The 14628-nt window shown below is 62.1% G+C and carries 17 protein-coding genes; 5 read left to right on the top strand and 12 right to left on the bottom strand.

Annotation, left to right across the window (positions count from 1 at the left end; genetic code table 11):
* Positions 1-134 precede the first annotated feature (134 nt).
* From nth to ACJ8HB_RS13960, 5 genes are read right to left on the bottom strand one after another with little or no spacing between them, the layout of a single operon-like run.
* The gene (nth, locus tag ACJ8HB_RS13980; protein WP_019455952.1) at positions 135-776 is read right to left on the bottom strand and encodes an endonuclease III; all 642 of its coding nucleotides are present in this window, start codon (positions 774-776) and stop codon (positions 135-137) included.
* A complete protein-coding gene (locus ACJ8HB_RS13975; protein WP_033638408.1) occupies positions 776-1474 on the bottom strand; it encodes an electron transport complex subunit E in 699 nt (232 codons plus the stop codon). Before ACJ8HB_RS13975 ends, nth begins: the two co-directional genes overlap by 1 nt.
* Positions 1471-2100, bottom strand: a complete 630-nt coding sequence (gene rsxG, locus ACJ8HB_RS13970; RefSeq protein ID WP_033638409.1) for an electron transport complex subunit RsxG — start codon at positions 2098-2100, stop codon at positions 1471-1473. Before rsxG ends, ACJ8HB_RS13975 begins: the two co-directional genes overlap by 4 nt.
* 9 nt (positions 2101-2109) lie before the next feature.
* Entirely contained in the window at positions 2110-3195 is a 1086-nt protein-coding gene (gene rsxD / locus ACJ8HB_RS13965; RefSeq protein ID WP_033638411.1) for an electron transport complex subunit RsxD, read from the bottom strand.
* Positions 3192-3476, bottom strand: coding sequence for a hypothetical protein (locus ACJ8HB_RS13960; protein WP_141240928.1), 285 nt, complete (start codon positions 3474-3476; stop codon positions 3192-3194). The genes rsxD and ACJ8HB_RS13960 overlap by 4 nt, the downstream gene beginning before the upstream one ends.
* Positions 3477-3560: 84 nt before the next feature.
* Between ACJ8HB_RS13960 and ACJ8HB_RS13955 the strand changes: the two genes are divergently transcribed.
* Positions 3561-4454 carry a helix-turn-helix domain-containing protein gene (locus ACJ8HB_RS13955; RefSeq protein WP_039566349.1) on the top strand — a complete coding sequence of 298 codons (894 nt, stop codon included), beginning with the start codon at positions 3561-3563 and terminating at the stop codon, positions 4452-4454.
* 32 nt (positions 4455-4486) lie between these two features.
* On the opposite strand, the gene rsxC is transcribed toward ACJ8HB_RS13955, so the two are convergent.
* The 4 genes from rsxC to ACJ8HB_RS13935 all read right to left on the bottom strand — a co-directional run bounded on the left by rsxC (position 4487) and on the right by ACJ8HB_RS13935 (position 8638).
* Positions 4487-6916: an electron transport complex subunit RsxC gene (rsxC, locus tag ACJ8HB_RS13950; RefSeq protein WP_094860117.1), complete on the bottom strand. Its 2430-nt coding sequence runs from the start codon at positions 6914-6916 to the stop codon at positions 4487-4489.
* Positions 6909-7481: an electron transport complex subunit RsxB gene (gene rsxB / locus ACJ8HB_RS13945; protein WP_004938428.1), complete on the bottom strand. Its 573-nt coding sequence runs from the start codon at positions 7479-7481 to the stop codon at positions 6909-6911. Before rsxB ends, rsxC begins: the two co-directional genes overlap by 8 nt.
* The gene (rsxA, locus tag ACJ8HB_RS13940) at positions 7481-8062 is read right to left on the bottom strand and encodes an electron transport complex subunit RsxA (RefSeq protein WP_004938443.1); all 582 of its coding nucleotides are present in this window, start codon (positions 8060-8062) and stop codon (positions 7481-7483) included. The genes rsxB and rsxA overlap by 1 nt, the downstream gene beginning before the upstream one ends.
* 135 nt (positions 8063-8197) lie before the next feature.
* Positions 8198-8638 carry a DUF2569 domain-containing protein gene (locus ACJ8HB_RS13935; protein WP_019455945.1) on the bottom strand — a complete coding sequence of 147 codons (441 nt, stop codon included), beginning with the start codon at positions 8636-8638 and terminating at the stop codon, positions 8198-8200.
* 231 nt (positions 8639-8869) lie between these two features.
* Here ACJ8HB_RS13935 and ACJ8HB_RS13930 point away from each other — a divergent pair, with 231 nt between their 5' ends.
* Together ACJ8HB_RS13930 and ACJ8HB_RS13925 are read left to right on the top strand one after the other, a co-directional pair.
* Positions 8870-9910, top strand: a complete 1041-nt coding sequence (locus ACJ8HB_RS13930) for an oxidoreductase (protein WP_094860118.1) — start codon at positions 8870-8872, stop codon at positions 9908-9910.
* Positions 9911-9982: 72 nt separating this feature from the next.
* Positions 9983-10987, top strand: a complete 1005-nt coding sequence (locus ACJ8HB_RS13925; protein ID WP_033648207.1) for a bile acid:sodium symporter family protein — start codon at positions 9983-9985, stop codon at positions 10985-10987.
* 11 nt (positions 10988-10998) lie between these two features.
* Here ACJ8HB_RS13925 and ACJ8HB_RS13920 read toward each other — a convergent pair whose 3' ends face one another.
* The 3 genes from ACJ8HB_RS13920 to ACJ8HB_RS13910 all read right to left on the bottom strand — a co-directional run bounded on the left by ACJ8HB_RS13920 (position 10999) and on the right by ACJ8HB_RS13910 (position 13545).
* Positions 10999-11544: an AAA family ATPase gene (locus ACJ8HB_RS13920; RefSeq protein ID WP_043147398.1), complete on the bottom strand. Its 546-nt coding sequence runs from the start codon at positions 11542-11544 to the stop codon at positions 10999-11001.
* A gap of 110 nt (positions 11545-11654) precedes the next feature.
* On the bottom strand, positions 11655-12653 hold the full coding sequence (add, locus tag ACJ8HB_RS13915) for an adenosine deaminase (protein ID WP_094860119.1): 999 nt from the start codon (positions 12651-12653) through the stop codon (positions 11655-11657).
* Positions 12654-12789: 136 nt separating this feature from the next.
* Positions 12790-13545, bottom strand: a complete 756-nt coding sequence (locus tag ACJ8HB_RS13910) for a DeoR/GlpR family DNA-binding transcription regulator (RefSeq protein ID WP_094860120.1) — start codon at positions 13543-13545, stop codon at positions 12790-12792.
* A 97-nt stretch (positions 13546-13642) separates the two neighbouring features.
* Between ACJ8HB_RS13910 and ACJ8HB_RS13905 the strand changes: the two genes are divergently transcribed.
* Together ACJ8HB_RS13905 and ACJ8HB_RS13900 are read left to right on the top strand one after the other, a co-directional pair.
* Positions 13643-14239 (top strand): NUDIX domain-containing protein, encoded by a 597-nt coding sequence (locus tag ACJ8HB_RS13905; protein WP_041034946.1) that lies wholly within the window; start codon positions 13643-13645, stop codon positions 14237-14239.
* Positions 14236-14604, top strand: coding sequence for a hypothetical protein (locus tag ACJ8HB_RS13900; protein WP_033638420.1), 369 nt, complete (start codon positions 14236-14238; stop codon positions 14602-14604). The genes ACJ8HB_RS13905 and ACJ8HB_RS13900 overlap by 4 nt, the downstream gene beginning before the upstream one ends.
* Positions 14605-14628: the final 24 nt, after the last annotated feature.

The raw sequence follows: 14628 nt of genomic DNA, 5'->3' as shown, positions 1-14628 counted from the left end.
CACGGCACTGAGTTTTTCACTGAAAACCTCGAAATTGCCGGGGTTACTGCTGCGCGATATCACATTTCCGATAAAAAAGAGGCGCTGGCGGGGGGATAGGTGGCGACGGGTGCGGTTTGCCGCACCCAACAGACTCAGGATTCCGGATAAACCTTTTCTTTATACTCGCACAGGTCTTCGATAATGCAGGAGCCACAGCGCGGTTTGCGCGCGATGCAGGTATAGCGGCCGTGCAGGATCAGCCAGTGGTGGCAATCGACCTTGAATTCGGCGGGCACCACCTTCAACAGCTTCTCTTCCACCTGATCGACGTTCTTGCCTGGCGCGAAGTGAGTGCGGTTGCACACCCGGAAGATGTGGGTGTCCACGGCGATGGTCGCCCAGCCGAAGGCGGTATTGAGCACCACGTTGGCGGTCTTGCGGCCGACGCCTGGCAGCGCTTCCAGCGCGGCACGATCTTCCGGCACTTCGCCGCCGTGCAGCTCCAGCAGCATGCGGCAGGTTTTGATCACGTTTTCGGCCTTGCTGTTGAACAGACCAATGGTCTTGATGTACTCCTTGACGCCATCAACCCCCAGCGCCAGCATGGCGGCGGGGGTGTTGGCGACCGGATAAAGCTTGGCGGTCGCTTTGTTGACGCTGACGTCGGTGGCCTGTGCGGACAGCAATACCGCGATCAGCAGTTCAAACGGCGTGGTGTACACCAGTTCGGTGGTCGGATGCGGGTTGTTGTCGCGCAGCCGGGTCAGAATTTCCAGTCGCTTCTGCTTGTTCATCAGGCCTTCTCAGCACGTCCTTGTTCCAGCAGCGGTTCCACCGCCACGGCGCGGGCTTTGCGCGCCTTCATTTTTTCGTCGATCAGATATTTGACCGCCAGCAGCAGCCCCAGGCCGATAAAGGCGCCCGGCGGCAACATGGCCAGCAGGAAGGGGCTGTCGAAATGCACCACTTCGATGCGCAGTGACTTGGCCCAGCCGCCCAGCAGCTGGTCGGCGCCATCGAACAGCGTGCCGTTGCCCAACAGTTCTCGCATCGAGCCCAGCGTCACCATCACGCCGGTGGCGCCGAGGCCGATGGCCAGACCGTCCAGCGCCGAGAGGCCGACCGGTTTTCGCGCCGCCACCGCTTCGGCACGGCCGACCACGATGCAGTTGGTCACGATCAACGGAATAAAGATCCCGAGCGACTGATACAAACCGAAGGCATAGGCGTTGATCAGCATCTGCACGATGCTCACCACCGCGGCGATGATCATCACGTAGATCGGAATACGCACTTCGCTCGGCACCCAGCGGCGCACCGCGGAAATCGAGGCGTTGGTCAAGACCAAAACCAGGGTGGTGGCCAACCCCAGGCCGAGCGCGTTGGTGACGGTGGAGGTCACCGCCAGCAGCGGGCACATGCCCAGCAGCTGCACCAGGGCGGAGTTGTTCTTCCACAACCCCTGGACGATCAATTCTTTGGCTTCACTCATTCGGCGGCTCCACACGCAGGTAAGCTTTCAAGTTTAGGCGGCAGCGTTTCCATATACAACGCCGTGCGGCGCACTGCATTGACCACCGCACGCGGGGTGATGGTAGCGCCGGTGAACTGATCGAACATACCGCCGTCTTTCTTCACCGCCCAGCGCTTATCGTCCGGGCCTTCGATTTTCTTGCCGCTGAAGAAGGAAATCCAGTCGGAAATGCGCAGTTCGATTTTGTCCCCCAGCCCCGGGGTTTCGTGGTGTTCAATCACGCGGGTGCCGAGCACCGTGCCGTTGAAATCGGCGCCGACCAGCAGCTTGATGGCGCCAGAGTAGCCGTCCGGCGCGGTGGTTTCCAGCGCGGCGGCGGTCGGTTGCCCGTTTTTGCGCGCCAGGTACAAGCGGTGCGGCGCGCCGTCGCCCAGCGCCGGATCGCTGACCAGGAAGCATTCGTTCTGCATAATGTTGTCGTAGTTTTCCGGCGGCACCACCTGATCGAGCAGCGCTTTTTGCTGCAGCGCCGCCTGATGGGCGATGGTGCCTTTCGTCAAGGTATAGACCACGGCGGTCAGGCCGGTGGTGACCGCCGCGAACACCGCCAGCGTGGTGCCGTGCTTTCTCATGGAATTCAGCATGGCGGCTCCTCAGCGATGGCCGTACACGCGCGGCTGCGTGTAGTGGTCGATTAACGGGACGGTGATGTTGGCGAGCAGCACGGCGAAAGCCACGCCGTCGGGGTAGCCGCCATAGACGCGGATCAGCCAGACCAGCACGCCGATCAGCGCGCCGTAGATCAGGCGGCCCTTCGGCGTGGTGGAGGCGCTGACCGGATCGGTGGCGATAAAGAACGCGCCCAGCATGCTGGCGCCGGAGAACAGGTGGATCAGCGGCGAAGCCTGATGCGCCGGATCGATCCACCAGGCAAGGCCGGAGCAGAAGGCGATGGCGGCCAACATGCTGAAAGGGATTTGCCAATGGATCAGGCGCCGCGCCAGCATAAACAGGCCGCCGGCCAGGAAGCCGAGGTTGACCCATTGCCAGCCGATGCCGGCCAGCGCGCCGCCGAACAGCGGCTGCTGCAACACCTGTTCCACGCTGTGGCCGCTGCGCAGGCCGGTTTTGAAGCCGTCGAGCGGAGTAGCCTGGCTGATGCCGTCCACGCCCATCTGCAGTTCGTGCAGCGTCGCGCCTTGCGAGGTATGGCCGCTGAAAATGGCCAGCAGCGTGTCGTGGAGCGACAGCGCGGTGGCGCGCAGCTCATCCGGCGGCAGCCAGCTGGTCATCTGTACCGGGAAGGAGATCAGCAGCACCACGTAACCGACCATCGCCGGGTTGAACGGGTTCTGCCCGAGGCCGCCGTACAGCTGCTTGGCGATGACGATGGCGAAGAAGGTACCGATGACGATCATCCACCACGGGGCCAGCGGCGGCAGGCTGATGCCGAGCAGCAGGGCGGTCAGCAAAGCGGAGTTATCCGCCAGCCGGCTGCGCACCGGCAGCTTGCGCAGCCTGAGGATCGCGCCTTCTGCGGCCAGCGCGACGATCGCCGCCAGCGCCACCTGGATCAATACGCCGTAGCCGAAGAACCAAATCTGCGCCGCGATGCCGGGAATGCACGCCAACATCACCCACAGCATGATGCGGCTGGTGCTTTGCTGGTTGTGGGTGAACGGCGAGCTGGCGATGTGTAAGCCTTTGGCGGCTGTGGGTGATACCGGCCTGAACTTCATAGAGTAACGATACCTTCTGCGCCGCGCCTGCGGCAGTTTCGATGCGCCGTTCTGAAGGCGCGGCAAAAATGATAGCCGAGCATTCTACCTGATTCGATGCGAGGGTAATACGCCTTAATAATAGGGGTATTCAGCTTTCCGCACATCTGGCGATCGGGACGGCGCGATTTGATTTTTTTTTGGCCGGAAAATGGGCTAACGTGAGGAATTGTCAGTGGAACTTGTGCCGCCATCGACTGCAATAAATGGGTTAACCGTATGAATGAAATATCATTTTTCACCAGATTTCCGCACAAAATAACAACTTTCACATAATCCGTGTAGGTTACTATCGCGAACATTATTGAGTCAGTGAACCCATAATAATGACAAATGAAGACATTTTTTTTATTGAAGAGCTAATTGAGTGGGTGGAGATACATCTGGAGAAACGGCCAAACCTGGATGAAGTCGCGCGTATTTCGGGCTATTCCAAGTGGCATCTGCAGCGTAAATTCAAGCGTATTACCGGCATTCAACTCGCCACCTACATCCGTTCGCGTATCCTGACGCGCGCCGCGGTGGCGCTGCGCATTACTCGTCGCTCGATCATCGACATTTCCGATGAGCTGGGCTTCGACTCGCAGCAGACCTTTACCCGCATGTTCAAGCAGCGCTTCGGCACCACGCCCAATCGCTACCGATCGATGACGCACTGGGACGTGAAAAACCTGATGCCGCGCTTTAACTTCGATGCCAGCTACGGCGCCGGTTATTACCCGGAAGTGAAGCGGCTGACGCTGCCCGAGATGCAGTTGGTCGGTTTCACGCGCCGGCTGGATTTCGCCTCCGAACAGGAGCTGGAGTACTCTTCCTGCATGGCGATGAAGGACGAGATTTTCAACGACTTCTTCAAGGGGCTGCACGTCGACTGTCGGCGGATTTACAGCATCTACTCCCCTCATGCCGGGGAGGGCGACGAGCTCTCATCCACGCTGGTGATGGCGGTCGATCCTGAACACAAAAAAGATATTCTTTCCAACTATCAAATCGACACTTTCCATCTGCCGAGCCGCGAGTTTATCTCCATCAACCATAAGGGTTCGGCGAAAGAGTGTTTGCAGTTTTTCGGCTACCTGATGTCGCATGTAATGCCGGGGCTGAAGGATGAAGTGCGCGGCAGTATGGAAATGGAGATCATTCAAACCAAAGAGTGGAATCCGGAATCCAAACTGCGCCAGATTGATGTGGATTACACCTACCTGATCTCTATCGATTAAACGGCGCCGGCGTCAGCCAGGCGCCGCTGTCATCATTTGTCTTCCGTTTCCGCCGCCAGCGATTCCCTGGCGGCTTTTTTGGCTTTGGCGCGGGCGATAGCCGCCGCGACCGCCGCCTTGCGCGGATCTTCCTCGGTGACTGCCGCCGCCGTTTCCGCCGCTGCAGGGGCATCCGCCTGCTGAGCCGCTTTCTTGGCTTTGACACGCGCCAGTGCCGCCGCGACCGCCGCCTTGCGCGGATCTTCCTCGGCGGTTACCGGCGCCGTTTCGGCCGGTGCAGGGGCGTCCGCCTGCTGCGCCGCTTTCTTGGCTTTGGCGCGGGCGATAGCCGCCGCGACCGCCGCCTTGCGCGGATCTTCCTCGGCGGTTGCCGGCACCGTTTCCGCCGCTGCAGGGGCGTCCGCCTGCTGCGCCGCTTTCTTGGCTTTGGCGCGGGCGATAGCCGCCGCGACCGCCGCCTTGCGCGGATCTTCCTCGGTGGCTGCCGGCGCCGTTTCCGCCGCTGCAGGGGCATCCGTCTGCTGCGCCGCTTTCTTGGCTTTGACACGCGCCAGAGCGGCAGCGACCGCCGCCTTGCGCGGATCTTCTTCGGCGGCTGCCGGCGCCGGTTCCGCTGCGGCTGGGGTATCTGCCAGCTGCTCTGCCTTTTTGGCTTTGACGCGCGCCAGGGCGGCAGCAACGGCCGCTTTACGCGGATCGTCCTCTGTTGCCGCCGGGGCGGCGTTGTCTGCGGCCGGCGCTTCCTTGCGCGCTTTCACGCGGGCCAGCGCCGCGGCCACGGCGGCTTTGCGCGCGTCGTCGCCGGAGGCCGCCGGTGGCGCCTCTTTTTCCGCCTCGGCCGCCAACTGGGCGCGGCGTTCACGCGCCTGCGCTTTACGCGCTTCGCGGGCGGCGATCATTTCGCTGTTATCCGGCTGCTGGCCGTCGACCGGCGTGACCGCCGCTTCGGCATTTTTGCTGCGCACGCGCGCCAACGCGGCCTGCACCGCACCCTGATCGTCGTCGGTCAGTTTGACGGCGGCTTTTTTGTGCCGCTCTTCGCGCGCCAGCTTCTCGCGCTCCAGGCGGGCCAGCTTGGCTTCGTAACGCGCCTTGGCCTCGGCGGCGCGCGCCGCTTCCAGATCGATAGCCTTGATCTCGGCCTTTTCCTGACGGTAGTACTGCACCAGCGGGATGTTGCTGGGGCAGACGAACGCGCAGGCGCCGCATTCAATGCAGTCGAACAGGTTATGGTTGCGCGCCTTGTCGTGCTCCTGCCCACGGCTGAACCAGTACAGCTGCTGCGGCAGCAGCCCGGCAGGGCAAGCGTCTACGCACAGGCCGCAGCGGATGCAGGACTGCTCCGGCTCCTGCGGTGTCATTTCATCGACCGTCGGCGCCAGAATGCAGTTGCTGATCTTGACGATCGGCACGTTCAGCGCAGGCAGGGTGAAGCCCATCAGCGGGCCGCCCATGACCACCATCTGCTGCGCCTGCGGGCGGAAACCGGCGAAGTCAAGCAGGTGCTGCACCGGCGTGCCGATGCGCGCCCACAGGTTGCCCGGGCGCTCGATCGCGTCGCCGGTCAGGGTCACTACGCGCTCAATCAGCGGTTCACCGTCGACGATCGCTCGCTTGATGGCGAAGGCGGTGCCGACGTTTTGCATCAATACGCCGATGGCGGAGGAGTGCTTGCCGTGCGGCACTTCCTTGCCGGTCAGGATCTTGGTCAGCTGTTTGGCGCCGCCGGACGGGTATTTGGTGGGGATAACGCGCAGCGCAATGCCGGACTGGCCGCGCAACGCCTGCTTCAGCGCCGCGATCGCCTCCGGTTTGTTGTCTTCAATGCCGATCAGCGTGACCTTGGGTTGCAGAATATGTTGCAGGATCTGCGTGCCTTCAACGATCTGATCGGCATGTTCCTGCATCAGGCGATCGTCGGCGGTGATGTAAGGTTCGCACTCGGCGGCGTTGAGGATCAGCGTTTCCACGCCGCTCATGCCGCCCTGCAGCTTGCTGGCGGTTGGGAAACCGGCGCCGCCCAGACCGGCGATGCCGGCCTGATGAATACGTTGAATCAGATCCGCGGCGGGCGCTTGGCGATAGTCAGCCACCGGATCGCGCTCGCACCAGCGGTCTTCGCCGTCCGCCTCGATAATCACGCACAGCTCCGTCAGCCCGGAAGGGTGCGCGGTGATGTGCGGCGTGATGGCGCTGACGGTGCCCGAGGTCGGGGCGTGAACCGGCACGGTGCGGCCGCGGCCGACGGTCAGCGGCTGGCCTTTCAACACCCGATCGCCGGCATTGACGCACAGCTCGCCTTCCGGCCCCAGATGCTGCTGCAGCGGAATGATAAAGGTCTTGGGCAGGGGAGCGACACGCAGCGGCGCACCGCTGGACTGCGTTTTCATTTCCGGCGGATGGATCCCGCCGTTGAAATCCCAGATCCGGTCTTTTTTAAAGGCGGCGAACAGATTAAGCATGTTGCTCCACGTGGATCACTTGCACCGGGATCGTCTTCATGTCCCACTTCCAGTTGGCGGTGGTGGTGGCGACCGGTCTCATTTCAATACAGTCGGTAGGGCAAGGGGCGACGCACAGGTCGCAGCCGGTGCAGAGGTCGGTGATGACGGTGTGCATGGCGCGGGTGGCGCCGACGATGGCGTCCACCGGGCAGGCCTGAATGCACTTGGTGCAGCCGATGCAGTTGGCCTCGTCGATATAGGCCACTTTACGCTCCGGTTCGGCGGCGGCTTCGCTGCCCAGCGGCTGCGGCTCGACGTTGAGCAGCTCCGCCAGTTTCAACATCACCTGTTCGCCACCCGGCGCGCATTTGTTGATCATCTCGCCGTTGGCCACCGCCTCGGCGTAGGGGCGGCAACCGGGGTAGCCGCACTGGCCGCACTGGCTCTGCGGCAGGATCGCGTCGACCTGCTCGGCGACCGGATCCTCCTCCACCTCAAAACGGCGCGCGGCGTAGCCCAGCACCAGTCCGAACAGCAGCCCGAGCGCGCTTAAAGCCGCGATAGCTATCCACAACGCAGTCATTAGAATTTCACCAGCCCGGTAAAGCCCATAAAGGCCAGCGACATCAGCCCGGCGGTGATCAGCGCGATCGAGGAGCCGCGGAACGGCGCCGGCACGTCGGCGACCGCCAGACGTTCGCGAATGGCGGCAAACAGCACCATGACCAGCGAGAAACCGGCGGCGGCGCTGAAGCCGTACACGGCGGACTGCAGGAAGTTGTAGCCGAGGTTAACGTTAAGCAACGCCACGCCCAGCACCGCGCAGTTGGTGGTGATCAGCGGCAGGAAGATGCCCAGCAGGCGGTAGAGCGCCGGGCTGGTCTTGCGCACCACCATCTCGGTGAACTGCACGACGACGGCGATCACCAGAATGAAGGAGAGCGTGCGCAGGTACACCAGATCCAGCGGAACCAGAATAAAGGTGTTGATCACCCAGGCGCTGACGGAGGCCAGCGTCATGACGAAGGTGGTGGCCATTCCCATGCCGATGGCGCTTTCCAGCTTCTTGGAAACGCCGAGGAACGGGCACAGGCCAAGAAACTTCACCAGAACGAAGTTGTTCACCAGTACGGTGCCGACAAACAGGAGCAGGTATTCGGTCATTGCGATGCCTAAAAAAATAAAAGCCGCCTATTATCGGGAATCGGCGGCCGGACGACAACATATGAATCGCAGGGGTATTGCCTTTTTTGGCGAAAATTTACACAAAACACCCGATAAAACGTGCTGCAACCGCCCTTAACGTTCGGTAAAGGTGCCTTTGACCCGCTGCGAGCGCTTGATGTAAGGCACCAGCAGCGCCGCCATCAGCAGCGGCCAGCCGAGGCTGCGCACCGCCACTTCATCCGGCACCGGCGCGAAGGCGAAGGCTTTCACCGCCAGGAGCACCGTGATCAGCAGCCACAGCAAAAACAGTTTGGGAAAGCGCTGCGAGCGCTGGCAAAACAGCCACAGCAGCCACAGGGTGAAGCACCACATCAAGAGCGTGGTCAGCACCGAAAAGTACCATTGCAGGGTAAACGCCTGGGCGTTGGTCAGCAGGTAGTCGCGCGATTCGGGCATGAAGATCGCCATGGCGTACAGGAGCAGCATCAGGCTGGCGCTGAGCAGGGTGACGATCAGATAGGCCATCGGGGCCAGCAACCAACCGCCGATACGAGAGTATTCAGCTTGAGACATAAAGGCTTCCTGATTGAAACGGGGATCACAGGCGGCATAGCTTAGCGGGTAATACCGGCTTCGTCATCTCAATCAACCGGATAGCTCGGCATCGCGGCGGGTGGCAGCACGTTTGGCTACTCGACGCCGTATTAAGCCCGCTTCAAATTAACATCTCATTTACTTCTTGTTCCATCCGGCCGCATGGTGTCAAATCGAAAGGTCTGTCGTGAGCCTGCAAGAGGAAATCCCATGGCTGAGAAAATTCGTGTCGGGCTGGTCGGTTACGGCTACGCCGGCAAAACCTTTCATGCGCCGCTTGTCGCCGGTACGCCTGGGCTCGAGCTGGCTGCCGTCGCCAGCAGCGATGCCGGCAAAGTGCACGCCGACTGGCCGTCGATGGCGGTGGTGGGCGATGCGCAGGCGCTGTTCACCGATCCCACCCTCGATCTGATCGTGATTCCCACTCCCAACGATACCCACTTCCCGCTGGCGCAGCAGGCGCTGGCCGCCGGCAAGCACGTGGTGGTGGATAAACCGTTTACCGTGACATTGTCACAAGCGCAGGCGCTGCAACAGCAGGCGCAGCAGAGCGGTTTGCTGCTGTCGGTATTTCACAACCGCCGCTGGGACAGCGACTTCCTTACTCTGAAAGCGCTGCTGAATGAGGGCGCGCTGGGCGAGGTGGTCTATTTCGAGTCGCATTTCGATCGCTACCGGCCGCAGGTGCGCCAGCGCTGGCGCGAACAGGGCGGCGTCGGCAGCGGCATCTGGTTCGATTTGGGGCCGCATCTGCTCGATCAGGCGCTGCAACTCTTCGGCAAACCCGAGCGGCTGTTTGTCGATCTGGGTGAGCTGCGGCCGGGGGCGCAGGCGGTGGACTATTTCCACGCGCTGCTGAGCTATGGCGATCGCCGCGTGGTGCTGCACGCCAGCATGCTGGTGGCGGCAGAGAGCCAGCGCTACGTGGTGCACGGCACCCGCGGCAGCTATGTCAAATATGGCCTGGATCCGCAGGAAGACCGGTTGAAGGCCGGCGAGCGCCTGCCGCAGGCCGATTGGGGCTATGACATGCGCGAGGGTGTAGTGACGCTGTCACGTGGCGATCTGCTGGCGGAGCAACCGCTGCTCAACATTCCCGGCAACTACCCGGCTTATTACGCCGCGGTGCGCGACGCGATCGCCGGCATCGGCGAAAACCCGGTGCCGGCCGCCGACGCCATTGCGGTGATGGCATTGATCGAACTGGGGCTGGAATCGGCCCGGTTGCAGCAGGCGCTGCCGGTGGTCTGATCCCGTTCATTTCTCTGTGCCCGGCGCCATGTCGGGCCTTTTTACGACTTTACGTGCAAGGAAATCCGTTTCATGTCCTGGTTGCAGCGTTTGCGCATTGATAAATTTTTGCTGGTCCTGATTTTGGTGGTGATCGTCGCCTCCCTGTTCCCCTGCGAAGGCATCTGGAAAACCTTCTTTGAGCACCTGACCACCGCCGCCATCGCGCTGCTGTTCTTTATGCACGGCGCCAAACTGTCGCGCGAGGCGATCGTCGCCGGCATGAGCCACTGGAAGCTGCATCTGCTGGTGTTCCTCAGCACTTTTGCGCTGTTCCCGCTGCTCGGCCTGGCGATGAACCTGCTGGTGCCGGGCATCATGACGCCGACGGTCTATCTCGGCTTCCTCTACCTGTGCGCGCTGCCGGCCACGGTGCAATCGGCCATCGCCTTTACCTCGGCGGCGGGCGGCAACGTGGCGGCGGCGATCTGCAGCGCCTCGGCGTCGAGCATTCTCGGTGTGTTCCTGTCGCCGCTGCTGGTGGGGGCGTTGATGCATACCCAGGGCGGCAATACCGACGTGCTGCACGCCATCGGTTCAATCATTCTGCAGCTGATGGTGCCGTTCGTCGTCGGTCACCTGGCGCGGCCGCTGATCGGCAAGTGGGTCGATCGCCATCGTAAGCTGATCAACCTGACCGACCGCTCGTCGATCCTGCTGGTGGTGTATACTGCGTTCAGCGCGGCGGTGGTGGAAGGGATTTGGCATCGCATCGACGGCTGGTCGCTGCTGACCATCCTGGTGATGTCGCTGGTGCTGCTGACGGTGGTGTTGGTGATCAACACCTACGCGGCGCGCTGGCTGGGCTTCAATACCGCCGATGAGATCACTATCGTCTTCTGCGGCTCGAAAAAAAGCCTGGCGAACGGCATCCCGATGGCCAACGTGCTGTTCCCGGCCGCGGCGGTAGGCGCCATGGTGCTGCCGCTGATGATTTTCCACCAGGTGCAGCTGATGGTGTGCGCGGTGCTGGCGCAGCGCTATGCGCGTAAAACCGCCAAACAACGGGCCGAGGCGGAGGCGCTGGCGGCCAAATAGACCGCAGGCCGCTAACGGCAGCCCAGCGCGTCGAGCAGAAAGTCGGCGCGCTCGTCGGGTGAGGCGCGCGGCAGCTCCTGCAGCCGATAGCCCGATCGACGGTAGACGGCCAGCATCGCTCGATAGGTCTGCTCGGCTTCGGCGAAAGATTGTTTTCTCTCGCTGTCCTGCGCGTAGATCGCTCGCCATGGCGGGGCGATGAACACCGTATCGGCATAGCGAAAAGCGCCGATCGCCGCGGTTAAGGGGGCGGGGATCGGCAACCCGCACAGCGTCAGGTAACCGGCGATATCCGGCAGGCCGCGATCGAAGAACCAGCATGTTGCGCCCGTCGCTTCCCGCCATGAGCGCAGTTCCCAATCCAGCATCCGCTCGGCGAAAGCCTGGCGATCGCCCCACGGCAGCGCATTGCCGCCAATACTCACCTGCTCCTGAATAATCGCCCGGCCCGCCTCCTGCGAATGCGGGTAGCCACGGCGATGAAGAACCTCGATGAGCGTGCTTTTGCCCGAACCCGGGCCGCCGGTCAGCACGATGCGGCGTAGTTTGTCAGACATAAGAAATTCCTCTAGTGCGGCAGAGTTATGGGTGAAAACAGCGATAAAGACGAGCAGGCAGAAGAAAACGGGGGATGAGAAGAAGGCGCCGTGTGGCGCCTTGGGGGAATTTAACCTTGCACTTTGGCGCGCAGCGCCTGTTTTTCCTGCTCGCTGAGGAAGGCCAGCTTCAGGCCGTTTTCCTGCGCGGTGCGGATTTCCTCCGGCGTCAGCCCGGCCTGCGGCGCGGCGACGCGGTATTCGTGCTCGATCTCGATGCCCTGAACCGCCGGATCGTCGGTGTTGATCGATGCCAGCACGCCGTGGCGCAGGAAGGTGGCCAGCGGATGCTGCGCCAGCGAAGGCACGGTGCTGGTCTGGATGTTGGAGGTCAGGCAGGATTCGATGCCGATGCCGTGTTCCGCCAGGAAGTCCATCAGTGCCGGATCTTCGACCGCTTTCACCCCGTGGCCGATACGCTCGGCACCCAGCTCGCGGATCGCCTGCCAGATGCTTTCCGGGCCGGCGGCTTCGCCCGCGTGCACGGTGATGCGCAGACCGGCGTCGCGCGCGCGGTTGAAGTGGTTGAGGAACAGGCTGCCGGGGAAGCCCAGCTCATCGCCCGCCAAATCCAGCGCGGTAATGCCGTCGCGGAGCGCCAGCAACCCTTCCAATTCCTGCAGACAGGCGGCCTCGCCAAAGGTGCGGCTCATGATGCCGATCAGGCGAATGTCGATGTCGCGATCGCGGCAGCCCGAGCGGATCCCGTCGATCACCGCTTCCACTACGCCGGCGACCGGCAGCTGATGCTTCATCGCCATGTAGTAAGGAGAAAAACGCAGCTCGGCGTAGTGCAGGCCGGCGTTGGCGGCGTCCTCGACGTTTTCGTAGGCCACCCGGCGGCAGGCGTCCAGATCGCCCAGCACCGCTACGCCCCAGTCCAGTTTCTGCAGGAAGCTGACCAGATCCGGTTCGGCGTGGGTGATCTGCACGTGCGGGCGCAGGCTCTCCAAATCGTTGGCCGGCAGGGCGAGGTTGAACTGACGACCGAGGTCGAGAATGGTCTGCGCGCGGATGTTGCCGTCGAGATGGCGGTGAATGTCGGTAAGCGGTAGGCGGGGATCGATCATGCTGGGCACTCGCTAATTTATCGTAGGTAAAGTGCAGAACAGTATAAAAACAAATGAATGAAACTTGCCATCTCGTTGCATAAAAAAGTGACCTTAATCACAAATAATGCGAGGTGTATCGCATTATCGTCGTGAATCAGGCTTTCAACACGCTGACGCCCGCCTGCTGCAACGGCGCGATCAATGCGTCGTCGGTGGCGCGTTCAACGATGATGGTATGTGCCAGCGTAATGTCACCGATCGCATACTGCGAGGCGGCGTTAAGCTTGGCGGCGGAGGCCAGCACCACGGTTTCCGCCGCGCGGGCCGCCAGCGCGCGTTTGATGTAGGCCTCCTCCAGATCGCCGGTGCTCAGCCCCGCGGTGGGGTGCACGCCGGTCACGCCCATAAAATAGAGATCGGCGCGAATATGCGACATCGCTTCCACCGCGGCGGCGCCAACGCTGACGATCGAATGTTTGTACAGCCGGCCGCCGATCAGGATCACCTCCACCGTGGGGTGATCGGCCAGGCCCACGGCGACGCTGGGGCTGTGGGTGACGATAGTGGCGTTCAGATTGGGCGGCAGCTGCCGGACCAGTTCTGCGGAGGTGGTGCCGCCGTCGATGATCACCACCTGGCCGGGGGCGATCAGCGCCGCCGCCGCTTTGGCGATCGCGCGTTTGGCGCCGGATTCCAACTGATTGCGTTCGGCGAAGCTGGCAATGGCGGAAGAAACCGGCAGGGCGCCGCCATGCACCCGCTGCAGCAACCCCTCGGCGTCCAGTTCGCGCAGATCGCGCCGGACAGTATCTTCCGACAGCCCGAACATTTCGCTGAGCTGCTTGGCCAACACCTGGCCGTCCTGGGCCAGTTTTTCCAGAATGATCTTCTTGCGCTGGCTGGTCAACATGGCCATTTTCCTCTCAAATTTGATTTGCACGAAATATCTTGATCATACACGAAACTGCACGATAGTATCAATTTCCTTCCTCTGGCGGAGTAAACCGATGATAGCCACTAAAGACAGGGTTCGCATTGTCGAAACCCGGGTGTTGTCCGATGACTGGTACCTGCTGAAAAAAACCACCTTTGATTTTCTGCGGCGCGATGGCGTCTGGCAGCGACAAAGCCGTGAGACTTACGATCGCGGTGACGGCGCGGTGATTTTGCTGTTCAACCGACAGGCGCAAACGGTGATCCTGACGCGCCAGTTCCGCTTTCCGGTCTTCGTTAACGGCCATGACGGCATGTTGATTGAGGCCGCCGCCGGCTTGCTGGACAACGCGTCGCCGGAGGCGCGCATCCGCGCTGAAGCGGAAGAGGAAACCGGCTATTTCGTGCAGAACGTGGAAAAGGTGTTCGAAGCCTATATGAGCCCAGGCTCGGTCACCGAGAAGCTGCACTTTTTCGTCGGCGAATATCAGGCAGACGACCGCATCAACGAGGGCGGCGGCGTGGCGGCGGAGGGGGAAGATCTGGAGGTACTCGAGCTGCCGCTGGCGCAAGCCCTGCAGGCGATTCGCCAGGGCACGATCGTTGATGCCAAGACCATCATGCTGCTGCAGTTTGTCGCCTTGAACCGGACATTGGAGGAAGAACGATGAAAGCCCAACAAATCCTGATCGCCGGCCCCTATCGCAGCGGCACCGATGGCGATCCGCAGCGTATCGCTGCCAATCTGGCGCGCCTGGAACAGGCGGCGCTGGCGGTTTACCAGCGGGGGCACGTGCCGGTGATCGGTGAGTGGCTGGCGCTGCCTTTGGCGGCCGCGGCGGGTTCCACGCAGGTTGGCGATGCGGTGAGCGAGGCGTTTCTTTACCCGGTGGCCCACCGGCTGATTGCGCAGTGTCAGGCGGTGTATCGCATCGAAGGGGCATCTGCGGGGGCCGATAACGACGTGCGGCTGGCCAACGAGTGGGGCCTGACGGTCTATCGCCGCCTGGAGGAGATCCCGCCTGTTCAGGGGTAACGAAGGGGCGGGCAGAGGCTCGCC

It is taken from the genome of Serratia sp. CY27727, assembly GCF_052169275.1.
GTDB lineage: Bacteria > Pseudomonadota > Gammaproteobacteria > Enterobacterales > Enterobacteriaceae > Serratia > Serratia sarumanii.
The sequence above is the reverse complement of the archived record's forward strand: the minus strand, read 5'-3'. Positions and strand labels throughout refer to the sequence as shown.